The organism is Dysgonomonas sp. UBA7710 (genome assembly GCF_002482385.1).
Taxonomy (GTDB): domain Bacteria; phylum Bacteroidota; class Bacteroidia; order Bacteroidales; family Dysgonomonadaceae; genus Dysgonomonas.
The window spans coordinates 65,191-91,491 of record NZ_DLFW01000002.1; the positions used below are offsets into that span (position 1 = coordinate 65,191).

Consider the following 26,301-nt stretch of genomic DNA (forward strand, 5'->3'; position numbering starts at 1 on the left):
ATGAATAATACATTAACAAAAAAGAAGAGAGGCTGTGAGAGCCTCTCTTTTTAATATATTTTTTAGTTTTCGAAATAATCGTCGTGATAATATGAGTTCTTTTTGAGATAATATGTCCTGTCTCCATAGTAGCGGGATGTACCGTAATAACCTTCACGGCCTTTAACATCGTTGAAGACGAGCGCGATATCTTCCACACCATCGTATTTCAACTGGGTGATAACGCTTTTGAAGAATGATTTATTTGTCTTGGCCCGGCGCACGACGAACAATGTCGTGTCTGCTATTTCTGATAGTATATATGCATCCGAAACCAGTCCCACAGGGCTACAGTCGATAATTACGTAATCGTACATTTCCTTCAGATGTTCCAATACTTGTTTTGTTTTAGCTGTTTTTATCAATTCACTCGGGTTTGGAGGCAATGTACCTGCCGGAATAGTATCGAATCCATAGTCGGGGTGGGAGTAAATAATTTCGTCTAAAGTTACTTGTCCTATCAGGTAATTCGAGATTCCTTTCTGTGAGTCTATTAGCAGAGTTTTAGCAACCGAAGGGCGACGAAGGTCTAAGTCCACAATGATAACTTTCTTGCCCATCAATTGATATACGGAAGCAATATTTGTGGCTATGAACGTTTTACCATCGGCCGGTTCAGTCGAGGTGACCAAGACTGTGATTTTGTTTTCGCGTTGCGCCATGTACTCAATCCGGACGCGCATATTGCGGAATGATTCGGCAAAACTCGATTTCGGATAATTCTTGACCAAAACTACTCCGTTACTGAGTTTTTTTGAAATGTTTTCTATTGTACCGATAACGGGGAACCCTGAAATTTTTTCACATTCTTCTTTCGTTGTTATTGAGAAATTTAATACTTCTTCTTTCAGTATTACAAAGCATAATGGAAGAATGAGGCCTATAATAAAGTAATATGTATAGTTCTTACCTATTTCGCTTCCGTTGATGGCTCCTCCCATTTGCCGCGGCGCTTCCCAGATAAAGTTGTCCGGTGTGTTCGAAGCCTTTTGTATCTTGGCTTCATATTGTCTTTGGGTAAGATACTGGTGGTACATCTCATTTACCCGGAATTCCCGCTGGAATTTTATCAGATCCCGTTCCTGAGGCGGAAGGTTGTCTATCTTCAACTGGAGCACTTCATACTTTCGTACCAGCGCATCTTTCTGATTTTGAAGATTGATCTGAGAAACTTGTATTTCCTGCAGGATCTTTACCCTAAGGTCGTTCAGTTCGTCGATCGTTTTATTATATAATGGATTCTTTGCACCCAGATTCCGGGCTTTTTGTAGCAATTCATTATACTGTGTCACGAATTCGCTTAGTTTAGGATTCCGGATATTCATACTGGCAGGGTCCATCAGGTCGTCGGTGCCGAGTATTTTTTCCTTCATCTTTTCAGTCAGGAGCAATACTGATTTTTCCTTCAGGGCGAGGGCGTCTTTTTCTCTGTCAGCGCTGTCCAGAGCTATTCTTAACGATTGGGATGAGACATCATATACTCCTGTCTCTTTTTGGAATTTTTCAAGTTTGAAACGTGAAATATCCAGAGAGTCGTTGATTAATTTTAACTGGTTGTCGAGGAATTCTATAGTAAGTTCTGCCTGTTCATTTTTTAGTGCAAGATTGTAATTCTCAAACTCTTTAAGCAATACATTCAGGTAATCTATGTCTTTGGCGGGGTTGGTTCCTGATATAGAGATGGATAAGATGGATGAATTATTTTCGAGTTCGGAATTGATCCGTCCATTATACATTCCTATCAACTGGTCTTCGGATAGGAACCTGAAATTGAATGTTGATATATCCGGTTTAAAGGCGCCTTCAATATCCTTTCTGAAATTGGGCGTCTTATGCAGTTTGATTTTAAATAGCTTATAGTCAATTTCTTGGTCGAATGGGGCTATCAGGGAAATTTTAGTCTCCGATTCGGGGTTTTCTTTATAGCTGATTTCGCATTTTTCCGGGTCTATATAGCTGATTTCATATGAGTAATTATATGCTTCAGGCTTGATATCAATCATATCTATTTCGATAGGAGTGTCGGTATATAAGCTGATATATTTGAAACGGGTTTGAATATAATACTCGATACGCATTTTAGCCGGTAAACTTTTTACGGTTCGCTGGGTCAGTCCATAGGATTTTAATACAATTTGCTGATTTTCTGTGTTACGCAATAATGTTCCTGTCGGAACAGATCCTGCAACTACACTGGCTGTGTTCCTATCTTCCAGAATCATCAGGGCCTGAACGTAGAATACAGGTACCCACGATTTGTTCTTTATATATGCATAGCCAAGAAATAGGGCGACCGATATAACAAAAAGATACCAGTATTTCAATATACGGTAAAACCAAAGCACAAAATCGAATGAGATATTTGTCTTTGTTTTTACTTCCTCGAAATAGGGGTCGGACTCTATTACTTTTTTATTGTTATTATCCATGATAACTATCTGTTTCTATAACGCTTATGTTTGTGCGTTTGTTCTTGGTCAAACTTTGGAGCTAACTGAATGTTTATAGTCTTTATTCCTCTACACCTGTGCTTCCCGCAGCTTTATTAAAAGCCTCTGTATATGATTGAATATAATAAGAACTGTAATGGTACAGACATCGTTGTAATAAATGAACTCATCGAACTGATGTCAAAGAATGAATTTTTGTTTGTAGGGAAATAAATTACGTCGTTTGGTTTAATATAATAATATTCGGACTGGATTACGTCCTGACTCCTCAGGTCGAATGTTTTTACCTGTGTATTCCCATCGGGTCCTTTTCGGACTATACTCACTCTGGTAAGATCCATCAGGCCGGTTGTCTGTTGTGATATAGCCAATGCCTGGTAAATAGTCATATTGTCTTTATATACCTGATAAGACCCTCTTTTATCGTTGGCGTAAATATAGAAAAAATTATTGGCCATGGTTACTTTTACCTGTACATCTTTTACAGATTGCTGCATTAGGTTTTGTATAATGATTTCAGCTTCCTGTATGGTATGTCCGGCAACTTTGGCCGTGCCGAAAAACGGGAGTATAACAGTACTGTCTTCGTAGATCGTATATGTTTTCAATACATTCTGGTTATTGGTAATTACTGTATTGAAAGTGCTTACCAATTCTTGGTCACTGGATGAAATAGCACATGATATCATATCTCCGACATCCAGTTTGTATTCTGTAAATTCCTGCAAAGGATACTGCTTGTCAATAGCTTGAAGGTAGTTTATCTCTTCGCTCGATATGCAGGAAGAAAAAATGCCTGAGATGGATATACAGAGTAGCAGAAAATATAATGTGTATTTCATATTAAAAAATTCTGAGTATTAATATTACAACGCCGGCTAGAGCTGTTACCATGCCAAAAACTCCGGTAAATGATGTGGTTGCCCCCAGGAATTTACCTTTAGTCTGAGGTACATATATAACATCGTTTGGCTGTATATAATAAAATTCTGTGTCAATAATATCTTTACTTCTCAGGTCGAATGTTTTAGTGAGCGATCCGCTCGCATTCTGCCTGATGATGGTCACCTTGGAGCGGTCACCGTAAGGGCCGATGTTAGTGGCTATGGAAAGTGCCTGGTATATTGTCATAGAAGTACTGGTCATCGTTATCCTGTTTGCTCCGGCTTCTCCCAGTACGCTGAAATACCTGTTTGCAAGTGTTACATCAGCCATGGTTCCTTCCGAAAAGGTATTCAGTTTTTGGCTGATAGCGGTTTTTATTTGTAGGAGGGTAAGGCCTTGGACATATATCTTCCCTACATAGGGAAAGTTGATAGTACCGTCGGCATAAACAGTTGTAGGCCTTATGTTCCACGTATTTTCCAGACTTCTGATTTCGGAGCCTACGCTTACACCAGTCGATTCGTCCATGCCTCTGTATGTAGATTGGGGGCTATAACCCGCAAACATATTTGCTGTTTCACGGTCCCATGCATATACAATGATGCTCAACTGATCTCCGGGGATGACTTTGTATTCTTCCGCTTTGACCATCAACTGCGGGTAATTCAGCTTTATATCCTGCAGTAAGTCCGTTTGCTTGTTGGTCACACAAGAACTGAGACTGGAGATAATACAAAACAGTATTAAAAGTGCTTTCGTTAGGCTTTTCATAAATTATTATCCGGTTTCTCAATTTTTATTATCCGAAGGTTTTACTTTGTAATGACAATTGGTACGCCCTTTCATTAAATTGTTCAGTTTGCCCTTTATTAATTGTTTGCGTATGCCCGATATCTTATCTATAAACAATATTCCTTCTATATGATCGTATTCATGCTGGATACAACGTGCAAAAAAAGCATCGTACACTTCATCATGGGGAACAAAATTTTCGTCGAGATATTGTATGCGGATTTTTTCTTCCCTATCTACATTTTCATTGATACCCGGAATACTGAGGCAACCTTCTTCCATCTTTACTGTTTCACCTGTTTCTTCCACAATAACAGGGTTTATAAAGACCTTTTTAAATCCCGAATAGACCGGATTATCTTCGGCTAAAGGTTCCAGGTCTATAACAAAGAGGCGTATATCCAATCCTATCTGGGGGGCGGCTAATCCGATACCATCAGCATTGTACATGGTTTCGAACATATTTTCGATAAGTTCTTTCAGATTGGGATAGTCGGATGTGATCTCTCTGGTTTTCTTCCTTAGCACCGGATGACCATACAGATATATGGGTAGTATCATATTTTTTTTATTGTTCATTTGTTTTGTAATCGCAGGCTCTCCATATAGCTTTGCAGTATAATGACCGCACTGATTTCGTCTACAAGAGCTTTGTTTTGCCTGTCTTTCTTTTTTAGACCCGCATCAATCATTGTTTTTTGAGCTAAGGCTGATGTAAAGCGTTCGTCATACATTTCAACAGGGATATCCGGATAAAGATTTTGCAGCTTTTTCACAAACGGGCGAATATGCTTCATATTCTCAGAATATTCGTTATTCATTTGTTTAGGCAAGCCTACTATGATGCGCTCAACATTTTCTCTCTCCAAATAGGTTTTAAGATAATCGAACAGAGTATGGGTAGGAACAGTAGTTAAGCCGTTAGCAATAATTTTAAGCGTATCGGAAACCGCTATGCCTGTTCGCTTTGTCCCATAATCTAAAGCCAAAAATCTTCCCATATTAAAAAACAAAGGTAGATAAAAATCTTTATTTATCTCTAATCTAATTAAGTAAATAGTATGAATCTACTCTATTTTGTTTTTTATAACAAAAATAAGAATAGGATTGACTGTATATCAGGGGTGATATCCTGTCTTTCTATCAGTTGTGTTCGTAAAGTTATTTGGTAATAATAAATATTCTAAGGGTTGGTGTATTACTCTTTCAGATGTTCAAAGTTACGGCGTTTCAGTTCGAAATCGCGTCCAAGATATTTTTCCCTTACGATTTCATTATTCGCCAGTTGTTCCGCTGTTCCCTGAAACAGTACCTTTCCTTCGAATAGCAGGTATGCCCGGTCGGTAATACTGAGTGTTTCGTCCACATTGTGGTCGGTAATAAGTATTCCGATGTTTTTATATTTGAGCTTGGCTACGATTTCCTGTATATCCTGTACGGCAATCGGGTCTACTCCGGCAAAAGGCTCATCGAGCATGATGAATTTAGGGTCTATAGCCAGGCAGCGGGCTATTTCAGAACGCCGGCGTTCACCTCCGGATAATCTGTCTCCCAGATTTTTCCTTACTTTCTGTAGTCCGAATTCTTCTATCAGGCTTTCCAGTTTTTCTTTTTGGTAAGCCGCGGAAGTTTTTGTCATTTCCAGAATAGAACGTATATTGTCTTCTACCGTCATTTTCCGGAAGATAGAAGCTTCCTGCGCCAGGTATCCGATTCCGTTCTGAGCCCGCTTGTACACGGGGAATTTTGTTATCTCCTGTTCGTTGAGGAAAATTTTGCCTTCATTCGGCATTACAAGTCCCACGGTCATATAGAAAGTAGTGGTTTTACCCGCCCCGTTAGGGCCGAGCAAACCTACAATCTCTCCTTGCTTCACGTCTATAGAAACGTGATTGACAACGGTTCTCGATTTATATCGTTTAACCAGGTTTTCGGTACGCAGCACCATGTGCTGTTCTTCCTGAATGGCTGTTTCTTCTGTTATTATTTCCTCCATGCCTGTTGATAAGGATACTTACTCCAATATGGTAACCCAGCCGTGTGTGTCGGGCTCGTCTCCTTGTTGTATTCCTTTCAGTTTATTGTATAATCTTGTGCTTACGGGGCCTGCATTTCCGTCTTTGGATATTACATACGATTTGTTTTCGTCTATATCGTCTACCCTTAGTATCGGGCTTATAACGGCAGCAGTACCCACTTGCCCCGCTTCTTCGAATGTAGCCAGTTCTTCTTCGGGTACTTGTCTGCGCTCAACTTTCATCCCCATGTCTTCGGCCAGTTGCATCAGGCTTTTGTTGGTAATGGATGGCAGTATAGATGAAGAAAGAGGGGTGATGTATGTATTATTTTTGATTCCGAAGAAATTGGCAGGGCCGCATTCGTCCAGATATTTCTTTTCTTTGGCATCCAGGTACAATACCGCGGAATAGCCCATTTCGTGCGCTTTATTTCCGGCCACAAGGCTGGCAGCGTAGTTTCCTCCTATTTTTATTGTACCTGTACCCAGTGGTGCAGCGCGGTCAAATCCGCGAAGAATGGCTACAGGAGTAGGTTTGAATCCTTCTTTGAAGTAAGGTCCCACAGGTGTTACAAACACAAGGAAAAGATATTCATTGGCAGGTTTTACTCCTACCTGCGCACCCAAACCTATCAATAAAGGACGGATATATAATGAAGCTCCGCTTCCATAAGGGGGCACGAAGCGTTCATTTAGTTTTACTGCTTTCAGAACGGTTTCTTCAAATACCTCCACGGGCAGTTCGGCCATCATAATACCATGACACGAAGATTGCATGCGCAAAGCATTGTCATGCATTCTGAATATACGGATTTTACCATCTTTGCCTCTGAATGCTTTTAGTCCTTCGAATGCTTCTTGTCCGTAATGAAGACAGGTTGCGGCCATATGAATGTCAATGGATTCGGATGTGGTCTCGGCAGGTGTACTCCATTTACCATCTTTGTAATAACTTCTTACATTGTAGTCTGTCTTCATATATCCGAAAGACAAATTTGACCAGTCTATAGCATTCATATCAGTAAAAGTTTTAGCATCAATAATAATTGATAGGATTGTTTATTCCCACAAAAATACAATTTTCGGTGATATAAGGATTAAAAATTAGTCATTAAGTTTGGCTTTTAATGAAAGAAAGTATTTTATATCATTCATTAAGAGCCTGTTTAAATTTTATTCGTTTAAATTTTTAGAGCTATTTTTGAGATAGTTTTTTCTTCCTCGAAGTGATAATAGCGGGCTATTTGAACTGAGAGAATGAAAAAAACAGCCAAAAAGAGACTAAAAATGAACGAAAAAGAATCTATAATAAAATATTTTGGTAAAATTTAAACAGGCTCTAAGCCTGCAACTGTCGGTTATGTATTTTCTTGGACGGGCTGTAAGTAGTTTGGGATATGTATCCGGATATTTCCTGCTATTTGCTTCTCTGAAGACTAGCGGCGCCGTCGAATAGCCTGTCAATAAATAAAATACCTTGCAGGTGGTCGAATTCATGCTGAAAGATAATTCCGGTGAAATCACTGCCCCGTGACTGTCCCGACAATCTTTCTTTTATCAGTTCTCCTTTTTCATTGTAATACTCTACATCTATCCATGCATAACGTTTGGTACTTCCCGATAGATCGGGAACGGAAAGACACCCGTCTCCTTCAAAACAGATGATTTCGTCGGAATGATTTACGATACGCGGATTGATAGCCACCTGAATAGCTTTATCCGGGCGGTCTATTCGTGTAAATAAAAATAAATTCCGGCCTACTCCAACTTGGGGAGCCGCAATTCCCACACCTGATTCAACGGCTAAAGTGAGAGTTAATCGTTGAATAAAATGCTGCCAGTCTTTGTTAGATGCAATATCTTTTATGTCTATATCAATGCTTTTCTTTCTCAAAAAAAGAGAATCGTCGATGTTGTCTGTCTGGAGTACTCTGAATGGGGTACCAATGTCATGGCTGTTAGTCAATGTTTTTTCTTTTGTTGTCATATTTTTTATTGAGTTACACGCAGAAAGGGCAATGCTTATCAGAAGCATATATATAATTTTTTTCACTGCATTATTTGATTGAGATTTGATACAAAGATAGTAAAATGTCAGTTAATAATACAGAGCATACATGAAAAAGCCCCCTGCTGTTAAGTTCTGAATTCTTATATCCTCTTTGTCATGTTGAACGAAGTGAATTGAATTGAAAATCGACGGAGTCAAAATCGCCGAAGCGAAGGCGAGGCAAACATCTCTTAAACCGAAGGAGATCCTTCGTTCCACTCAGGATGACAGCAGAGAATAACAGAATAAAAGCGGAGAACTTAACAACCCTGCCCCGGAAAGGGACTTACAATGAGGGTAAGAAGTAATAAGTGGAAAAAACTGTATTTCTGTTTACTGCTAACTATTAGCTGATTTACAAAACAATATATCTTGAAATATAGACGGAAATAAGAAAAATGTATATTATTTTGTGACGATACGGACTAAATGACGACATATAAATAGAAATGAATCTCTGATAGATGAAACAAACGGCAAATGTAGATGTGCAGTTTTTGGAAATGGTACGCCAGAATGAAGGTATCATTTACAAAGTCACTTCTTTTTATACCGATACGGAGCATCCGCTGGGAGATTTATATCAGGAAGTGGTATTAAACTTATGGAAAGCCTTTCCGTCTTTCAGAGGCGATAGTAAATATTCTACGTGGATATACCGGATTGCCCTGAATACGTGTATTTCTTTTTACCGGAGGAGTAAAAAGAATATCAGTTATGTGGATATATCGATGGATATACCCGATGTGGTGGATAATAGTGAGGAAATACAGGAGTTATATAAACTTATAAATCGTCTGGGAAAAATAGAACGGGCTTTGGTGTTGCTTTATCTCGATGACAAATCTTATAAAGAGATTGCCGAGATAACAGGGCTTACTGTAACCAATGTGGCTACAAAAATAAGTCGTATAAAGGATAAGCTAAGGGATATGTCGAACGAATAAAACGAATCATTATGGATTTGGATAATATAAAGAAAACATGGCAGGAGACGGAGATAAAGCCTACCATAGACAATGAAAAAATACAAAAGATGATTTCTAATGAAGGCCGGAGTGCATTCAATAGCCTTCTTAGATATGAAAAAATAGGTATCATATTGCTTATAGTATGTATTCCGATGATATTTGCACTCTCTCTTCGCCACACGCCTGTTATTGTATTTTATTTATTTAGTGTGGTTGTGTTTCTTGTGTGGCAGGTTTATAAATTCAAAAAGTTGAGAAGGATTAATTTGTCGGAGATGGGCATAACGGAAATTTCCAGTCATTTCTATTGGTATAGAAAGGTCATATTAAAGGAGTTTGTAGCAGGTTTGGTCTGGTTTATATTTTTCTTTATACTGTTTGGCTATTTCGAATTACTAGATGATTCGGATTATTTCTACAGACACCTTATTATATTGGTTATTTCAGCATTAATAGGATTGTTTGTTGCCATAATAATATATAAGATGATCTATTGGAATAATATAAAGAAAATGGAAAACTCTATCAGGGAAATACAGGATTTTGAGGAGGACAACAAGTAAATCGTACAAATCGGCAGCGAAAGATATTTATAATTTCTCTGTCTTATTTTATCTATACAAATCAGATAACAGGTGCATTATCAGATGAGATAGCTGCACAATAAGAAAATAGCAAAAAGTTGTTACCTTTGTTACCTTTTATAAACTATAGTCTGATTATAAGTTAAATAGGCCTTTGGTCTTAATTAATCATAAATATATTACAGATGAAAACTATCACATCGGCCATTCTCGCAGTTATACTGCTTCTTTCAGTGTCTTTAACTGTTTCGGCGCAGGCAGGAGAAAAATATACCGGGGCTCTTCTCTGGAAAGTGTCCGGGAACGGTCTCTCCAAGCCATCCTATATTCTGGGTACGCATCATCTTACGCATGTGAGTTTTGTTGATAATATTCAGGGCTTGAGGGATGTTATGACAAATACGCAACAGACTGTGGGTGAGCTATTGTTGTCGGATGAGGCTGCTATGCAGCAAAAAGTACAGGCGGCAGCAATGATGCCCGCAGGAGAATCTTATTCCAAACTGCTTTCTGCCGAAGATGCTCAAGCGTTGGATGAGGGGCTGAAATCTTTAATTGGCGCGGGTCTGGATCAATTCGGACAGTTCAAGCCGGGAATGATTTCGATGATATATACCATCACGCTTTACACAAAACTTTATCCTGAGTTCAACCCTATGTCACATGAAGCTATCGACTCTTATGTGCAACGGATAGCAAGGGAGAATGGAAAATCGGTCTTAGGTTTGGAGTCGGTGGATGATCAGATCTATGCTTTATTTGAAGCCGAGCCGCTAAAAGATCAGGCGGAGTCTCTGGTTTGTAGTATCAAAACTCGTGATTTGGCAAAGGATCAACTGGATAAATTGAATGCTTATTACAAAGCCGGAGATTTGACCAGGATGTACAATCTGGCCTTCAATAACCCGGATGAGCCATGTGAAGTATCGCAAACTATGCAGAATGCCATAAATAAAGACCGGAATAATAAGTGGGTGGAGAAACTGCCTGCAATAATGAAAGATAACTCTAACCTTATCGCCGTGGGCGCTTTGCATCTTGCCGGAGAAGAGGGAATCCTGAATCAATTGGCAGCAAAAGGTTATACAGTAGAGCCTGTAAAATAATATCAGATGAGATTGCGCCCTATCCAAAACAGGATAATGACAAGCAGAACCGCATATATAGCCTTCCTGCTATAAAGTGATTGTCTGACACGGGGATACTTCTCCTTGCCCCCCAAATATTCCAGATAGGTATATGTCAGAATATAGGGGATTGCAACGATTAGTAAAGGATTGCTGGTGAATGCGTCTTTGATCTGCAAGTGGAGTAAATGGTGTACTGCCCTTTGTGAGCCGCATCCCGGGCAGTCCAGTCCGGTGATGGTATGGAACGGACATTTGGGGAAAAGGGATGATTCCCCGGGGCTGAACAGATAGTAAATAATACCACCTGCAACCAGTAATATCGCTATCCCCAGCAAGCGCCGGATATGTATATGTTTCCCGGCAGATGCCTCTCCGTCATCCATGTTTTAGGAACATATTGGTTGTTAATTGAAAAGGTCTCCTATTATTTGAATATCTTATCGATTCCGACTGTTGGCGATGCATCCGGAATATCTTCGTCGGTTCCTTTGTCGCAGACGCCATATCCCGGGGCGGGAGCGAACTGGTCGGTCTGCTTATATCCCAGCTTAGGGTTGGCATATACTTTCTTCATGAACAAGCCGAATATAGGAAGCGCCATTGCAGCACCCTGTCCGTCACTTGTACGGTCGAAATGTATGGAACGGTCTTCACCACCGACCCAGCATCCGGCAGAAAGCTTAGGACTGAAGCCCATAAACCAGCCATCGGAGTTGTTCTGTGTTGTCCCGGTTTTACCACCCAATGGAGCGGTAATGCCATAGTTGCGTCTTACGCGACCACCTGTTCCCCCGTCGATTACACCACGGAGCATATCCAGCATTTTTACATAGGTGCCCTCACTGAACACTTCGTCGAGTTTGGCCGTGAAGTTTGCCACTACATTTCCTGAACGGTCTTCTATATGTGTCACATAAACAGGGTTAGCTCTTACTCCTTTGTTCGCAAAGGCTGAATAGGCCGCTACCATTTCGGCTACAGTAACCTCCGGTGTTCCCAAACACATAGCAGGCACGGGATCGATATGTCCGGTAAGCCCGAATGAACGCAGGAAGCGCGCAAATGCATAAGGAGAAGTCCTGTTCATCAGGTATGCGGTTACCATATTATCGGAGTTTTGCAGTCCCCATTTTATAGTTACCATTTCCCCGATCTTGGCTGTTCTTATTCCTCTTGGCGGATGTTGGCGTCCCATTTCGTCGATCAGGACTTGCTGCTCATACTGCATTTGGTCGCAAGGTGTCACGCCCTCTTGCATAGATAATGCATACAGATATGGTTTTATCGTGGAACCGACCTGACGGCGTCCCATATTTACCATATCATATTGGAAGAAACGGTAGTCGATACCACCCACATACGCTTTTACATAGCCGGTATGTGTATCCATAGCCATGAACCCGGCTCGCATAAATCCTTTATGATAACGGACCGAATCCCATGGAGTCATGATTGTGTCTATTTCTCCTCTCCACGAGAATACCTTCATATCTACCGGTTTCTTAAATTCGGCTAATATTTCTTTCTCCGAAGCTCCGGCCTTCTTCATATTCCGGTAGCGGTCGGTTTGCTTCATCGCCCTATAGAGTAACGAATCTACTTGCTTAGATACAGAATAGGAATACGGTGCATAAGAGCGGCCTTTCTTTTCTTTATCGAAGTCCGGTTGCAGTTCTTTGCTCATATGCTCGGTCATTGCTTCCTCTGCATATTGCTGCATGCGGGAGTCTATGGTAGCATATATTTTAAGTCCGTCAGTTGCCAGATTGTAGGTACTGCCATCCGGCTTTTTGTTTTTACTGCACCAGCCATACAAGGGATTTGTCTCCCAGTTAAGCGAATCTATAGTAAACTGTTCCTGTTGCCATGAGGCATAATTGGACCTGTCGGGTTTTTTAGCATTTAGTGTCAGACGCAGATATTCCCTGAAATAAGGGGCTAATCCATCTTTATGATCTACCCGTCTGAAATCCAGTTTGAGAGGAATCAGCTTCAATGAATCATATTGTTGTTGCGTAATGTAATCGTTCTTACGCATTTGGTCCAATACCACATCCCGTCTGCCTTTTGTGCGCTCGGGTTGCCTTTTCGGATTGAAGTAAGACGGGTTTTTACACATGCCGATGAGGGTCGCTGCCTCTTCGATTGTCAGATCTTTCGGCGTTTTGTTAAAATACACCTGTGCTGCCGATTGTATTCCCACAGCATTATTTAGGAAGTCGAACTGGTTGAGATAAAGATTTATAATCTCGTCTTTTGTATAATAACGTTCGAGTTTGGCCGCGATAACCCATTCGATAGGTTTGCGCAAAAACACACGCACCATCCAGTTCTCCGCCGGAGGAGAGTATAGTTGCTTTGCCAACTGTTGTGTAATGGTACTGCCTCCACCACCGCTCGATTGCTGTAGAATAACCGTCTTTACTACGGCACGGGTCAGTGCATAGACATCGATTCCGGAATGCGAATAGAACCGGGCATCTTCGGTGGCAACAAGAGCTTGCACCAGATATGGAGAGAGGTCGCTATAATTAGAATAAATGCGGTTGTTTTTGGCTTGCGAATATGTCCCCAGCAATACGGCGTCGGAAGAATAAATCTGGGAAGCATATTTGTCTATGGGGTTTTCTAATTCTTCCACATCGGGCATGTAACCGACGATGCCTGTGGCGATACAGGTGAACAGGATAATAATCAGCGCAATGATGCAGCCGAAAGCTACCCATAGTTTTTTTACTATTTGTTGAGGCGTGTATTTGCTAAGAAATTTCTTTTTCTTCGATTTTGCTTTCTTATCCATATAAAAGGTCTAAATCTAATCAGTTTGCAAATTTAAGTAAAACGTTTTTAATATTGCAGATAAAAATCCTTAAATGGTTATATATAGTCAACAGTTAGCAGTCAACAGTCAACAGTATTTCATGCAGAGACGCTAAGGCGCAAAAAGGTAACAAAGGTAACACGGAAAGCAATTAAGAATTAAGAATTAAGAATTAAGAACCAACGGTCAGTGGAGCTAATTTTTTTTCCTCGTAACTCGTAACTGCCCGCAGGGCGAAGTAACTTGTAACTATAAAAAAGGTAACAAAGGTAACAGTTTTTTCAGTAAACAGTAAACGGTAAGCAGTCATTAGTTTACAGCTTGTGACTCGTATCTCGTCTACTTGTATCTCGTGTCTCTTTTACTCGTAACTGCTTTAATCAATACGTCAAAGAGCTATCAGCTAACAGCTAAAGGCTATTGGCTTTTATTATATAGATAAAATTATATGAATAAAATAACGCTTGATTCTTATTACAAAAACCAGAGTCGATGAATTGATTATTACCCCGCAGGCCGGAAAAGTATTATTGGGGAGAGGGAATTGTCAATAGCTGACTATTCTTTGTCAGACAGGATCTACATCGTAGTGGAGGAGAACGGATTTAAACTCCGTATTGGCGAATACAGCTGATTGGTGAAAGAGGATTGTTTCCCTTACTTTCTGTATAGACGCGTTGTTTTCTATCTTCAGCAGAATATTCCGGATATATAACGACTGAATGCGGGATACCGGCGGTTTTCCGGGGCCGAGTATCCGTCCGCCGAACGATTGCCGTAACGCGTGGGCAAATTGGGAAGCAGCATTCTCTGTGAGTTTTTCGTCCCGTCCTCTTACAACGATAGATACCAGTCTGAAAAAAGGAGGATAGCGGAATAACTTCCGTTCTTCTGTCTGTGCCTGATAGAACGATTCGTAGTCGTTGTGCTTTACAAAGTTGATAACAGGATGGGAGGGATGTGCTGTTTGCAGCATGACAAGCCCCTGCTTATTCTTGCGCCCCGCGCGTCCGCTGACCTGAGTAATGAGTTGGAAAGCTTTTTCATAAGCGCGGAAGTCCGGATAATTCAGCAGGTTGTCGGCATTCAGTATCCCAACAACAGACACATTGCCGAAATCCAGTCCTTTCGATACCATTTGCGTGCCAATCAGAATATTTGTCCTGTTATCTTCAAATCGGGAAATAATATGTTCGTAGGACTTTTTTCCCCGTGTCGTATCCAGATCCATACGTGCAACAGCCGCTTCCGGGAAAAGAGTATTCACTTCCTCTTCGATACGTTCCGTACCATAGCCCAGGAATTCAAGTGTCGGTGTTTTGCATTCCTCGCAGACATCCGGTACCCGGTATGTAGACCCGCAATAGTGACAGACAAGCATTCGCTGCCCCTTGTGGTAAGTAAGGCTTACATCGCAATGAGAGCAACGCGGCGTCCATGAACAGTTCTTGCACTCAAGCAAAGAAGCGAAGCCGCGCCTGTTCTGGAACAGGATAATCTGTTCTTTCTTTTCCAAGGCTTCCTTTACTTTGTCTATCAGAGGAGGGGAGAGAACCGATTTCATCTGTTTCTTGCGTCTCAGTTCCTTGGTGTTGACAACAGCTATCTGAGGGAGTTCTATATCCTCATGCCTTTTGGTGAGCCTTACCAGGCCATATCTTCCCGAAAGGGCATTGTAATATGTCTCTATGGAAGGGGTGGCGGTACCGAGTAATACTTTGGCGCTATACATATTTGCCAATACAATGGCGGCATTGCGGGCGTGGTAGCGCGGAGCCGGGTCTTGCTGCTTGTAAGAGCCTTCGTGTTCTTCGTCTACGATGATAAGTCCGAGGTTGGTGAACGGCAGGAAAATGGCAGAACGTGCACCCAGTATGACCTGCGTTTCACCGTCTTTCAGTAGCCTGTTCCATGTTTCGGCCCGTTCGTTGTCGTTGAACCGGGAATGATAGACGGCTAGCTTATTGCCAAAGACGGTTTTCAGGCGGTTGGTAATCTGCGTTGTCAGGGCTATTTCGGGTAGCAGGTATAATACCTGTTTGCCTTTGCTGATGGCATCCCTGATAAGTCGGATATATATTTCGGTCTTACCGCTGGAGGTTACTCCATACAATAAGGTGGTGTCTTGTTCTTCGAATGTCTTTATAATTTCCCCGTAGGCCTGCTGCTGATGGCTGTTCAGTTCGTAGGCGGACCCGATGTTGGTTTCTCCGTAATCGAAGCGGCTGATTTCAATATCATACACTTCAAGTATTTTTTTCTTGACCAACTCGGATAGTACGGCGGGTGATGCGTCGGCATCTTCCAAAAGCTGCTTCTTTGTGACAATCGGGTTATTTTCGTTCAGATGGAGAAATGCGGTCAATAGATGCTGTTGTTTTTTTGCTTTTCCCAACCCGTTGAGTATATCATTGAGTTCGTCATCGGTATATGATCTTGTTAGACTTACTGCTGAAAGAGTTTTCGCGGAATAAGCGTTCAGGATGTTTTCATTTATATGTGCCGCTCCTTTATCTGTCAGAGATTTGATGGCAGGAATGGCGTTTGTTAATCCGGCCCGTTTTTCTATTTCGGCAATTGTGGATGCCTTTTCCGGCGACAACAGGTAAAAAACCTTTTGCTCATTAGGAGTCAAAGGTTCTGCCGCTTCAAAGTCCGGATTGAGAAAGACGTGAGTCTCACTCTCCAGTTTCAGGGCTGATGGTAAAGCTGCACGGTAGACATCGCCCAGCGAACACATGTAATAAAACGAAACCCACTCCCAGAATTTCAACTGGAAGGGGGTTACTATAGGGTAGTCCTCCAAAGTGGAGACTATATCTTTGACCGGTGTTTGTTTTTCTTCCGATTCGTATGAGCGGAAAACTATCGCCGTGTAAAATTTCTTCTTTCCGAACTGTACAATTACCCTGCTGCCTTCGTAGACTGTATCGGCCAGTTCCGGCGGAATAATGTATGTGTATAATCCCTGTAAAGGAAGCGGTAATATTACGTCGGCGTATAATGTCATTCGTTAGAATAAGTATGCAAGACTGACTGTCCAGGTTTGTCTGTCTACCTTTTTAAAATCTTTAGCAGCTTCCTGATCGTAGGTGTCAGTGAATTTATAACGGTAGTTCATACCCAGATCGAGATGGCTCAATAAGCTAACACCTGCACCTGCTATAAATCCTGTCTGGAATCCTTTTTGGTCGTATGTCTGATCTTCGATTTTCAGTTCACCACCGCCCACTTTCAGATTACCATATACACCAGCCGAAAAATATATACCTGCAACGCCGAAAATAGAGAATCTTTTCTTCAGGCTGATAGGTACAGTCAGATAACTAAGGTTTGATATATCACCTTGTTTTTCGTTGCTGTCTACATTATAACCTTTGTTGCCATAGGCTAATCCTGTTTCTACGCCAAAACCTGTTAGTGGTACGTTTAGTTCAAGTGTTCCTCCGATTTGGAATCCGACACGGTTTTTTACGTTCAGTATACTAGAGTTTACTTTATGATCTGCAACATCGATTCCCCCTTTTAGTCCATATCTGATTATCTGGGCAGAAGATGGATTGATGCTAGTTATAAATAATAGTAATAACAGGCCTAAAGGCAAAAAATACTTAGTTTTCATAATGAATTTCATTTTTAATTATCTATATACTATAACAAACCGGAATATATATAGTTTTATTGTGGCACAAATATAGGAAAAAGAAAGGGATTTTGATTTCCTCCTTATTTGCGAATAATATGGATATTGAATTAATTTATATCTAGTGATATGTTATATTGGAAGTTAAGCGGTAGATTACTCTTGAGCATTTGTGAAAACAATTTTATTTTTTGTATTGTTCTAACTTTATGCAGAATAGTATATTGCTAACCCTAAAAAACTTTATTATGTCCAACCATGATGAAAACTCAAACGACAACTCCTATTTGGATAAAAGGTTAGGAGCACCGATGAAGAAAATTGACGGACTGAGCAGTGATAAGAAGAGGGCTGAGTCGGAACATCTTCATGCTTTTAGAGAAGATGTAGATAAAGACAAAAATAGCCGGAAAAATAAGGACGAAGAGTAAATTAACGAACTAAATATTATGGATGTATTAAAATATTTCTTTATATCAGTTGGTGTTATATCGATATTGTTGTTTCTTACTTTATTGATTATAGGCGTAAAGGTTGTTTCCGCCATACTTTTATATATTGTTGGCGCAATAGCAGTAATATCGGCGATCGGATTCATTATTTTCTATATCGGAAAATTGACGGGCAAAAATGAATCAAAATAGGTTCACTTCGGCTCAATAATATCACTCAGTCTGGTTGTATCGCATGGCGAAAGCAGTTCTCATTCCATAGAGCCGCCTTTACCTTGGGGGTAGGACGGTTTTGTTGTATTATATAAGTCCGATCTTATCCGGGCGAAGAGCCTGAAAACTAAATAAAAGTAGTATAAATTACAATATTTACGCCTCTCATTATTATCATTACCTCTAAAATAAAACCGGCTGACTATCTGTATGATAATCAGCCGGTTTTTTGGCTTTCCTTGTAGCACAGCCGGGAATCGAACCCGAATCTAAAGTTTAGGAAACTTCTATTCTATCCATTGAACTACTGCGCCGACACATTTGCTATTTGCAAATCAGATGCAAAAATAAGAGATTTTCCGACATATGGCAAATAGATTCTATAATTTCACGTTCTTAAAATGAAAACGTATCATGTGAAGCCGTAATAATTGGAGATGGATTTAACGATAAAGCTTTATTAACAGGTGTGAATATATGGCAATTGGATACAAAAACGTATCTTTATAGCCAAATATCAAAAAATATCAATAACGAAAGGCTTAAGTCGAAAAAGTGTTAATCAATACATTACATTAATATAACTGACTGTTTTTTGAACTTAACGAAATAGTAAATAGGTCTGCGACCTTAAAATAAAGATAAATGTTTCAAATTAATGATACGATAGTCGCATCGGATATAATAGAAGAGAATTTTTTGTGTGATTTATCGGTATGTAAGGGAGAATGTTGTGTAGAAGGAGATTCCGGCGCGCCTCTTGAAGATGAAGAAGTAAAGATTATCGAAAACCTGTTGCCCCAGGTTTGGAATGACTTATCGCCTGCCGCTCAGGAAGTAATAAAACAACAAGGTGTGGCATATAAAGACACTGATGGCGATATGGTAACTTCCATCGTCAACGGGAAGGACTGCGTATTTACCTATTATGACGAGAAAGGAATTTGCAAATGCGCCATAGAAAAGGCTCATCGTGAAGGACGGGTAGACTTCTACAAACCGATCTCCTGTCATTTATATCCTATCCGTTTAGATAAATACAGAGATTTTACGGCGGTGAATTATCATCGTTGGCGGGTATGTAAGGCAGCCGTTCTGCTTGGCAATAAAGAAGGTCTGAAGATCTATCAGTTTCTGAAAGAGCCTCTTATCCGGCGGTTTGGTGAAGACTGGTATAATGAACTTACTCTGGTTGCGGAAGAATATAAGAAGTCAGTAAGCAGTAAACAGTAAGCAGTAAACAGTGTATAACTCTTAATTATTCATTCTTAATTCTTAATTCTTAATTAATCACAATGCATCCTCTATCTCAATTTAAATATTGTCCGAAGTGCGGTTCGAAGCATTTCGTAGAAAATAACTTCAAGTCGAAGCGATGCGAAGATTGTGGCTTTATCTATTATTTTAACTCTTGTTCGTCTACTATTGCCATTATAATAAATGAAGATAAAGAATTACTCGTGGCTACAAGGGCGCATGAGCCGGTAAAAGGTACGTTGGATTTGCCGGGCGGTTTTGTGGACATGGAGGAAACAGGGGAAGAGGCTGTGGCGCGTGAAGTAAAGGAAGAGACGGGGCTCGATGTGGACACTGTAAGTTACCTGTTTTCCATACCCAATAAATATGTATATTCGGGTTTCGAGGTGCAGACTTTAGACCTGGTATATAGATGCTTTGTGAAGAATACGGAAAATCTGAAAGCCGAGGACGATGTAGCTAAACTCGAATTTATAAAGATATCGGAATTGAACCCCGAATTGTTTGGGTTGTTATCAGTAAAGGAAGTAATAAAGGAAATACAAAAAATGAATATATGAAAAAACTACTAGTAGCTTTAGGTCTTGCATTAAGTATGCAATTTGCTTATGCGCAGAAATCCGTATATACGGAGTTGCCCGGCAGGCTCTTTACTCAGGGTAAAGAGATGTTTCTGGATAATAATTATGTAGGTTGTATTAATTCATTGGAGGAGTTCATGAAGCAATCGAAAGATGCCAAACTTCTGCCTGAGGCCGAGTATATGATTGTCAGCTCCATGTATTATCAGGGAAAAGCCGGAGACGCAACACTATTGAAAGATTATCTTGAAAAATATCCGGAGACATATCATCGTAATCAGATATGCTTCTTTATCGGGTCTACTCACTTTGCGGAAAAAGACTGGCAAAAAGCCTTGTACTGGCTTTCGCAGGCAGACATGGATTACCTGGATGTAAAAGAACAGGAATACTATAGTTACAGGACAGCTTATGCCAACTTACAGGCCGGGAACAGGAATGAGGCAAAACGTCTTTTCGGATTGCTTACCCGTAACAGTAGTAAGTATGTTGAGCCTGCATCCTATTATCTGGCATATGCTAATTTTCAGGATGGAGAATACGAGCAGGCTATCCCGATTTTCCGTAAATTGAAAAACAAGGGAGAATATAAAGAAAGCGCTACTTTCTTTTTGGTTCAGACTTCATATTTGCAAGGCAATCTGAGCGAAACCATTGCCGAAGGACGTGATTATATCGCGACTTATCCGGGTAGTACGAATACTGCGGAAGTATATCGTCTGTTGGGAAACAGTTATTACCGTCAGGGAGATGCCCGGAACTCGATAGCAAGTTATGAGAAATATCTGGAAAGTGCGATTTCTACCTTCCGGGATGATATGTATCAACTGGCAGAAGCCTATTATCAGACAAGCGCTCATGGTAATGCCATAAATGCGTTGAAACGGGATGTGGCTTCGACGGATGACTTACTCGGACAAGCAGGTTATATGCTCTTGGGACAATCATACCTGAAAGTAAATGATACGCCGAATGCTATTATGGCGTTCGATGCTGCTGCACGTACCCGGTTTGATAAAACAATAAGTGAAGAAGCCTTATATAATTATGTAATGTTGATGAATCGTGGAGGAGGCTCGGCTTTCGGACAGGCTATAACAGCTTCTCAACGCTTTCTTACGGAATATCCGTCATCGAAATATACAGATGAGGTGAACGAAGCATTGGCAAGCACGTTGCTGTCTACAAAGAATTACAATACGGCGCTTTCTGCAATCAATAGTATACAGACTCCGGGCAGGCAGATTCTGGATGCAAAACAATTGATTCTTTTCCAATTGGGTGTGCAGGAATCTATTGACGGACAATATGATGCCGCCGAGCGCGACCTGAACGCTGCGATCAATATGGGTAATTATAATGCAGAGGCACGAAACGAAGCTTACTTCTGGCGTGGTGATCTGGCTTACCGTAAAGGTAATTATCCGGCTGCTGCCCGCGATTATTCTTCTTATATCGCTCAGGCATCCACAAACCAACAGAACTATCCTCTTGCCTTGTATAATCTGGCATATACTGATTTTCAGCAAAAGAATTACAGTAAGGCATTGACTAATTTCAAGAAATATATATCCGCGGAAACCAACCGCCAGTCGCCGAACTATGCGGATGCTTTGAATCGTATAGGAGACTGTTACTTGTATAACCGTAACTTCCCGGATGCCGAAAGCTATTATTCGCAGGCTGTCAATGTAAATCCGGCAAATGCGGATTATTCCGAATTCCAGAAGGCATTCGTGCTTGGTTTGCAGCGAAATTATAACGGAAAGGTATCAGCACTGAATAGTATGATGGCAAAATATCCTGACTCTCAATATTACGATAATGCTTTATTTGAGAAAAGCCGTGCATTGGTTATGCTGAATAAAGAACCGGAAGCAATCTCCGTGCTTGAAAAGCTACTGAAAGAATATCCTAAATCAAATCTGGCACAGAAGGCAGGTGTGCAATTAGGACAGTTGTATTTCAATACAAATAATCCGCAGAAGTCAATTGCCGCCTATAAAGAAGTGGTAAATAATTATCCTAATTCGGAAGAGGCCCGCACAGCTATAGAAAGTATGGAAGGCGTATATAAAGATATAAACGATATAAGTTCTTACGCTTCTTATGTAAACTCTCTGGGTAAAGGCACTATCCTATCGGCCAGCCGTCAGGATTCACTAACCTATCTTGCCGCGGAAAACGTATATATGAAAGGACGTAAAGACGAGTCTAAGACTGCATTGAACAAATATCTCCAGACATATCCTAATGGAGTGTTTTCGAGTGATGCGCATTTCTATCTGGGAAGTATGGCATTCGAAGCTAAAGACTTTACTTCGGCATTAGGCCATTTTAAAGAAGTGATAAACAGTAATAATCCGAAATATATCGATGATGCGTTGATATATGCTTCGGGGATCGAGTTTGACAGAAAAAATTACGAAGCGGCATATGGCGCATACGAACACCTGAACATGGTGGCCTCGAAGAGTGAAAATAAAGATGTTGCCCAACTGGGTATGTTGCGCTGTGCCTACCTCATGAAGAAAGATAAAGATGTTGTTGCTGCTGCCGATAAGTTGTTACAGAATAAAGCGTCCGGAAATGTAGCTAACGAAGCCCGCTTCTACAGAGGTCAGTCGTTGAAGAATCTGGGGCAGTCCGAAAAGGCTATTGCGGATTTACAGGAAGTGGCAAAAGATACACGTAGCGCATTTGGCGCAGAATCCCAATATTTGTTGGCTGATATATACTATCAGGCCAAATCGTACGACAAAGCCGAAAAGCAGATACAGTCTTTTATGAAAGAAGGTACTCCGCACGAATACTGGATGGCCCGTGCTATTGTAGTATTATCGGATGTATATGTGGCTAAAGGCGATAAATTTCAGGCTCGTCAGTATCTCGAAAGTTTGCAGGCAAACTATAAGGGTCAGGAGACTGATTTGACAGAAATGATTTCATCACGTCTGGCAGCTTTGAAATAATAAGAATATGTACAAAATTGAAAAACGAAGAACAATGAAAACATTATATAAATCTGTTTTTGTCATAGCATTAGGTATTGTAAGCCTGACCGCAACAGCCCAAAAAGATTCGACTCTGATCCGTCAGGTGTTACTTGAGCGAGATTATAATCCTACATTACAGGATGCATCGAAGGTAAATACACAGCCTTCTATATATTCACCTGTAATAAAAGCAAAAGAACTGAAGTTTGTGAGCACAGTGCCGCAGATAACTCTGACTAATAATAAATTGGGCAGTGCGGCACCCAGCGATATAAACACAGGAGTGGATTTTAGTAAGAAACGTGGTTATCTGGTATTGGGAGCCGGGAATAATTCGAATCTGGAAGGAGCATTCGGATACAGGCTTGTCAATGGGAACAGGGATCGTTTAGACGTATTCGCTACCCATAGTTCAACCAGCGCAAATGTAGACTATATAAATGCCGACCTGTATACGATGGATGAAGCGAAAGCAAAATATTCGGCAAGTAAAGTAAACCTGAAGTATCAGCATATGTTCGATCCTTCGGTATTGTGGTTCGATGCATCGTTTTATAATACTTCATATAATTATTATGGTAACCCGTTTATAAGTGAATCCGTAGCTTTATCTCCTGCAGCATATCCGTTCGATCTGGATTCACGCCAGAATGTAGATGTATTTAGTATAGGAGCCGGACTTAAATCCAGTGATAGGAACCAGGGGATATTGAAGTATAAAGGAGGAGTGCGTTATCAGAATTTTAAAAGTAAGTATGGTATCTATACGAATGAAGACGGACCTAAGGGTGGTCAGCTGGATTTAGATGCGGACTTTTATACAGAATTCGGCTCTGACCGGAGTATCGGAGTAAAAGGGTTTATTATGAATCAATCGTTCAGCGGTAAGAGTGAAACTTTAGAGAATGCTTTTCACGGCTTTACCAATATCACGGCCACTCCTTACATTAAATTCCAAGGAGGTAACTGGGATGCTGATCTGGGGGTAAATGTGAGTGGAATGCTAGATACGAAGACAAAATTTATGGCAAGTCCGAATGTAAAGGCGGCTATCCATATTAATGATGTGAATACATTCTACGGAGAGGTCACCGGGGGAGTGAATAACAATACTTACCTTGATATTTTGCAGGAGAACAGGTATGTAAATCCCATTGCACGGGTAGAATATTCGAAGACTTTATTCGACGCGCGTCTGGGCTTTAGATCGGGAGTTGTCAGTGGTTTCGAATTCGATATATTTGCGGGATATAAAAAGACGGATAAAGACCATCTGTATTTGGCCCAATCATTATATGATCCATCATCCAGTACTTATATTCCGGATGCACTCACGTGGGGCAATGTAGGAACGCCTTTATATGCCAATATAGGTACAGGGCATGTGGGAGGATTGCTGAAGACAAAACTCATTCCTTATACCGATTTATCCGCTAAGATTACAGCTTATTTTTACGATGTGAAATATGTAAACGGAAATGTGACATTGATAGATAAAGACCTGTATTCGGAAAAGAAAGCATGGGGACGTCCTACATTTACAGCCGAACTATGCGCTGATATCAAACCGATTGATAAACTGACATTCTCTTTGAACTATCTATATGCCGGTGGTCGTAAAACAGTATATAGCAGCTACATGATACCGGTACAGGAAGTTATAAAAATGAAGGATATTAATGAACTTAATTTCAGAGGTGAATATCAGGTGACAGATTGGTTATCTGTAAATGCTCGAGTAAACAATATTTTGTTTCAGAAATATGAGTTGCAGTATGGTTATGCATTGCAAGGATTTAATGTATTGGGTGGTTTAAGCTTTAAATTTTAATTAGATATACTGTCATCCCGTTGGACAAGCATTGATAAGTATGAATAATAAAATAGAAGAGCAGTAAGATTAATCTTACTGCTCTTCTATTTTATTATCTTGAATATCAAAATTCAGCGTTATTCGGTGTCCGCGGGAAAGGAATCACATCACGGATATTAGCCATACCTGTAATAAATAGGATTAGGCGTTCAAATCCCAGCCCGAATCCGGCATGAGGTGCTGTTCCGAATTTGCGGGTTTCCATATACCACCAGATTGGATCTGTGTGCATATTCAATTCCTTAGTACGGTTTACTAGCTTGTCATAATCAGCCTCACGTTCTGATCCTCCGATGATTTCCCCGATCTTAGGAAACAGGACATCCATACCACGTACAGTCTTTCCATCCTCATTCTGCTTCATATAGAACGATTTAATTTCCTTCGGGTAATCGGTCAGGATAACAGGACGCTTGAAATGCTTCTCTACCAGATAACGTTCGTGTTCCGACTGGAGGTCTGCACCCCAATATACCGGGAACTCAAATTTATGTCCGCTCTTTTCCAATATTTCCACACCTTCTGTATAAGTAAGGCGGACGAAATCATTAGCTATAACAAAGTTTAGGCGTTCGATAAGTTCTTTGTCGAACATTTCGTTGAGGAATGCGATATCATCCTTACAATGCTCAAGTGCATAGCGAATCAGATATTTCAGGAAGTCTTCGGCTAAATCCATGTTGTCATGGATGTCGTAGAATGCAACTTCCGGCTCTATCATCCAAAACTCAGCCAAATGGCGGGGTGTATTGGAATTCTCGGCACGAAAGGTAGGACCAAATGTATAAATAGCGCCCAGAGCCATCGCTCCAAGTTCACCTTCAAGTTGTCCGGATACAGTCAGGTTTGTCTGGCCACCGAAGAAATCTTCCGAATAGTCTACCTGTCCGCCTTCTGTACGGGGAATATTATTGAAGTCCAGGGTCGTCACCTGAAACATTGATCCTGCGCCTTCAGCATCAGAGGCTGTTACTATCGGTGTGTGGAAATAGAAGAATCCCTTGTCGTTGAAATACTTGTGTATAGCATAAGACATATGGTGACGAATACGGAATATTGCACCGAATGTATTAGTGCGTGGGCGCAGATATGCTATCTCACGTAAAAACTCAAGAGAATGTCCTTTTTTTTGCAAAGGATATGTTTCAGGGTCAGCTGTCCCGTACACTTCAATTGTGTCGGCTTGTATTTCTGCGCTTTGTCCCTTTCCTTGCGATTCTACCAATGTACCTGTGACATGGATACAGGCGCCGGTTGTGATAGGTTTGAAAAAGTCATCACCAAACTTCTGTACATCGGCTACAATCTGCAGATTATGGATTGTCGATCCATCGTTAAGGTGGATAAAGTTTACATATTTATTACCACGGATGGTACGTACCCAACCTTTTACATCAACTACAGACCCAAATTGAGGGTCTTTAAACAAATCTACAATCTTTGTTCTGCGAATACTCTCCATTTTTATACAAGTTACTAGCTACGAGTCATAAATTATGATACGGAATCCTTGATAATGTATTCCATTCATAATTTATGACTCATAA

21 protein-coding genes and 1 tRNA gene are annotated in these 26,301 nt (G+C 40.6%); 8 read left to right on the top strand and 14 right to left on the bottom strand.

Annotated elements, in window-relative coordinates:
* Nucleotides 1-62: 62 nt before the first annotated feature.
* The 8 genes from B3317_RS00585 to def (B3317_RS00620) form a co-directional block, all read right to left on the bottom strand.
* Entirely contained in the window at nt 63-2,468 is a 2,406-nt protein-coding gene (locus B3317_RS00585) for an exopolysaccharide transport family protein (protein ID WP_291107342.1), read from the bottom strand.
* A gap of 116 nt (nt 2,469-2,584) precedes the next feature.
* A complete protein-coding gene (locus tag B3317_RS00590) occupies nt 2,585-3,331 on the bottom strand; it encodes a polysaccharide biosynthesis/export family protein (RefSeq protein WP_291107344.1) in 747 nt (248 codons plus the stop codon).
* Between the two features lies 1 nt (nt 3,332).
* The gene (locus B3317_RS00595) at nt 3,333-4,145 is read right to left on the bottom strand and encodes a polysaccharide biosynthesis/export family protein (RefSeq protein ID WP_291107346.1); all 813 of its coding nucleotides are present in this window, start codon (nt 4,143-4,145) and stop codon (nt 3,333-3,335) included.
* 18 nt (nt 4,146-4,163) lie between these two features.
* Nucleotides 4,164-4,727, bottom strand: a complete 564-nt coding sequence (gene def / locus B3317_RS00600) for a peptide deformylase (protein WP_291107349.1) — start codon at nt 4,725-4,727, stop codon at nt 4,164-4,166.
* A 14-nt stretch (nt 4,728-4,741) separates the two neighbouring features.
* Nucleotides 4,742-5,167, bottom strand: coding sequence for a Holliday junction resolvase RuvX (gene ruvX, locus B3317_RS00605; protein ID WP_291107351.1), 426 nt, complete (start codon nt 5,165-5,167; stop codon nt 4,742-4,744).
* A 197-nt stretch (nt 5,168-5,364) separates the two neighbouring features.
* A complete protein-coding gene (gene lptB / locus B3317_RS00610) occupies nt 5,365-6,162 on the bottom strand; it encodes an LPS export ABC transporter ATP-binding protein (protein ID WP_380000238.1) in 798 nt (265 codons plus the stop codon).
* A gap of 18 nt (nt 6,163-6,180) precedes the next feature.
* Nucleotides 6,181-7,200 carry a branched-chain amino acid aminotransferase gene (locus B3317_RS00615; protein WP_291107353.1) on the bottom strand — a complete coding sequence of 340 codons (1,020 nt, stop codon included), beginning with the start codon at nt 7,198-7,200 and terminating at the stop codon, nt 6,181-6,183.
* Nucleotides 7,201-7,600: 400 nt separating this feature from the next.
* Nucleotides 7,601-8,170 (bottom strand): peptide deformylase, encoded by a 570-nt coding sequence (gene def / locus B3317_RS00620; protein WP_291107357.1) that lies wholly within the window; start codon nt 8,168-8,170, stop codon nt 7,601-7,603.
* 527 nt (nt 8,171-8,697) lie between these two features.
* Here def (B3317_RS00620) and B3317_RS00625 point away from each other — a divergent pair.
* From B3317_RS00625 to B3317_RS00635, 3 genes are all read left to right on the top strand, one after another.
* Nucleotides 8,698-9,180: an RNA polymerase sigma factor gene (locus tag B3317_RS00625; protein ID WP_291107360.1), complete on the top strand. Its 483-nt coding sequence runs from the start codon at nt 8,698-8,700 to the stop codon at nt 9,178-9,180.
* A gap of 11 nt (nt 9,181-9,191) precedes the next feature.
* Complete coding sequence (locus tag B3317_RS00630) at nt 9,192-9,767, top strand: hypothetical protein (protein WP_291107363.1); 576 nt, start codon at nt 9,192-9,194, stop codon at nt 9,765-9,767.
* Nucleotides 9,768-9,973: 206 nt separating this feature from the next.
* Nucleotides 9,974-10,894, top strand: coding sequence for a TraB/GumN family protein (locus B3317_RS00635; protein ID WP_291107365.1), 921 nt, complete (start codon nt 9,974-9,976; stop codon nt 10,892-10,894).
* A 2-nt stretch (nt 10,895-10,896) separates the two neighbouring features.
* Here the strand turns inward: B3317_RS00635 and B3317_RS00640 are convergent, their stop codons facing one another.
* The 4 genes from B3317_RS00640 to B3317_RS00655 form a co-directional block, all read right to left on the bottom strand.
* Nucleotides 10,897-11,301, bottom strand: a complete 405-nt coding sequence (locus B3317_RS00640; protein ID WP_291107368.1) for a DUF2752 domain-containing protein — start codon at nt 11,299-11,301, stop codon at nt 10,897-10,899.
* A gap of 41 nt (nt 11,302-11,342) precedes the next feature.
* A complete protein-coding gene (locus B3317_RS00645) occupies nt 11,343-13,718 on the bottom strand; it encodes a transglycosylase domain-containing protein (protein WP_291107371.1) in 2,376 nt (791 codons plus the stop codon).
* 589 nt (nt 13,719-14,307) lie between these two features.
* Nucleotides 14,308-16,749, bottom strand: coding sequence for a replication restart helicase PriA (gene priA / locus B3317_RS00650; protein WP_291107373.1), 2,442 nt, complete (start codon nt 16,747-16,749; stop codon nt 14,308-14,310).
* Nucleotides 16,750-16,752: 3 nt separating this feature from the next.
* Complete coding sequence (locus B3317_RS00655; protein ID WP_291107375.1) at nt 16,753-17,361, bottom strand: porin family protein; 609 nt, start codon at nt 17,359-17,361, stop codon at nt 16,753-16,755.
* A gap of 269 nt (nt 17,362-17,630) precedes the next feature.
* Here B3317_RS00655 and B3317_RS00660 point away from each other — a divergent pair, with 269 nt between their 5' ends.
* The gene (locus tag B3317_RS00660; protein WP_291107378.1) at nt 17,631-17,813 is read left to right on the top strand and encodes a hypothetical protein; all 183 of its coding nucleotides are present in this window, start codon (nt 17,631-17,633) and stop codon (nt 17,811-17,813) included.
* Nucleotides 17,814-18,289: 476 nt separating this feature from the next.
* On the opposite strand, the gene B3317_RS00665 is transcribed toward B3317_RS00660, so the two are convergent.
* Nucleotides 18,290-18,361 (bottom strand) — tRNA-Arg (locus B3317_RS00665).
* A gap of 331 nt (nt 18,362-18,692) precedes the next feature.
* Between B3317_RS00665 and B3317_RS00670 the strand changes: the two genes are divergently transcribed.
* From B3317_RS00670 to B3317_RS00685, 4 genes are all read left to right on the top strand, one after another.
* Nucleotides 18,693-19,280 (top strand): DUF3109 family protein, encoded by a 588-nt coding sequence (locus tag B3317_RS00670; protein ID WP_291107381.1) that lies wholly within the window; start codon nt 18,693-18,695, stop codon nt 19,278-19,280.
* A 62-nt stretch (nt 19,281-19,342) separates the two neighbouring features.
* Nucleotides 19,343-19,864 (top strand): NUDIX domain-containing protein, encoded by a 522-nt coding sequence (locus B3317_RS00675; protein WP_291107384.1) that lies wholly within the window; start codon nt 19,343-19,345, stop codon nt 19,862-19,864.
* On the top strand, nt 19,861-22,857 hold the full coding sequence (locus tag B3317_RS00680) for a tetratricopeptide repeat protein (protein WP_291107387.1): 2,997 nt from the start codon (nt 19,861-19,863) through the stop codon (nt 22,855-22,857). Before B3317_RS00675 ends, B3317_RS00680 begins: the two co-directional genes overlap by 4 nt.
* A 34-nt stretch (nt 22,858-22,891) precedes the next feature.
* Entirely contained in the window at nt 22,892-24,712 is a 1,821-nt protein-coding gene (locus B3317_RS00685; protein WP_291107389.1) for a hypothetical protein, read from the top strand.
* Nucleotides 24,713-24,818: 106 nt separating this feature from the next.
* On the opposite strand, the gene asnS is transcribed toward B3317_RS00685, so the two are convergent.
* Nucleotides 24,819-26,216, bottom strand: coding sequence for an asparagine--tRNA ligase (asnS, locus tag B3317_RS00690; RefSeq protein WP_291107392.1), 1,398 nt, complete (start codon nt 26,214-26,216; stop codon nt 24,819-24,821).
* Nucleotides 26,217-26,301: the final 85 nt, after the last annotated feature.

Excerpts from the sequence above, each read along its gene's own strand:
- B3317_RS00585 (WP_291107342.1), bottom strand. The coding sequence starts at position 2,468 with ATGGATAATAACAATAAAAAAGTAATAGAGTCCGACCCCTATTTCGAG.
- B3317_RS00590 (WP_291107344.1), bottom strand. The coding sequence starts at position 3,331 with ATGAAATACACATTATATTTTCTGCTACTCTGTATATCCATCTCAGGC.
- B3317_RS00595 (WP_291107346.1), bottom strand. The coding sequence starts at position 4,145 with ATGAAAAGCCTAACGAAAGCACTTTTAATACTGTTTTGTATTATCTCC.
- def (WP_291107349.1), bottom strand. The coding sequence starts at position 4,727 with ATGATACTACCCATATATCTGTATGGTCATCCGGTGCTAAGGAAGAAA.
- ruvX (WP_291107351.1), bottom strand. The coding sequence starts at position 5,167 with ATGGGAAGATTTTTGGCTTTAGATTATGGGACAAAGCGAACAGGCATA.
- lptB (WP_380000238.1), bottom strand. The coding sequence starts at position 6,162 with ATGGAGGAAATAATAACAGAAGAAACAGCCATTCAGGAAGAACAGCAC.
- B3317_RS00615 (WP_291107353.1), bottom strand. The coding sequence starts at position 7,200 with ATGAATGCTATAGACTGGTCAAATTTGTCTTTCGGATATATGAAGACA.
- def (WP_291107357.1), bottom strand. The coding sequence starts at position 8,170 with ATGACAACAAAAGAAAAAACATTGACTAACAGCCATGACATTGGTACC.
- B3317_RS00625 (WP_291107360.1), top strand. The coding sequence starts at position 8,698 with ATGAAACAAACGGCAAATGTAGATGTGCAGTTTTTGGAAATGGTACGC.
- B3317_RS00630 (WP_291107363.1), top strand. The coding sequence starts at position 9,192 with ATGGATTTGGATAATATAAAGAAAACATGGCAGGAGACGGAGATAAAG.
- B3317_RS00635 (WP_291107365.1), top strand. The coding sequence starts at position 9,974 with ATGAAAACTATCACATCGGCCATTCTCGCAGTTATACTGCTTCTTTCA.
- B3317_RS00640 (WP_291107368.1), bottom strand. The coding sequence starts at position 11,301 with ATGGATGACGGAGAGGCATCTGCCGGGAAACATATACATATCCGGCGC.
- B3317_RS00645 (WP_291107371.1), bottom strand. The coding sequence starts at position 13,718 with ATGGATAAGAAAGCAAAATCGAAGAAAAAGAAATTTCTTAGCAAATAC.
- priA (WP_291107373.1), bottom strand. The coding sequence starts at position 16,749 with ATGACATTATACGCCGACGTAATATTACCGCTTCCTTTACAGGGATTA.
- B3317_RS00655 (WP_291107375.1), bottom strand. The coding sequence starts at position 17,361 with ATGAAAACTAAGTATTTTTTGCCTTTAGGCCTGTTATTACTATTATTT.
- B3317_RS00660 (WP_291107378.1), top strand. The coding sequence starts at position 17,631 with ATGTCCAACCATGATGAAAACTCAAACGACAACTCCTATTTGGATAAA.
- B3317_RS00670 (WP_291107381.1), top strand. The coding sequence starts at position 18,693 with ATGTTTCAAATTAATGATACGATAGTCGCATCGGATATAATAGAAGAG.
- B3317_RS00675 (WP_291107384.1), top strand. The coding sequence starts at position 19,343 with ATGCATCCTCTATCTCAATTTAAATATTGTCCGAAGTGCGGTTCGAAG.
- B3317_RS00680 (WP_291107387.1), top strand. The coding sequence starts at position 19,861 with ATGAAAAAACTACTAGTAGCTTTAGGTCTTGCATTAAGTATGCAATTT.
- B3317_RS00685 (WP_291107389.1), top strand. The coding sequence starts at position 22,892 with ATGAAAACATTATATAAATCTGTTTTTGTCATAGCATTAGGTATTGTA.
- asnS (WP_291107392.1), bottom strand. The coding sequence starts at position 26,216 with ATGGAGAGTATTCGCAGAACAAAGATTGTAGATTTGTTTAAAGACCCT.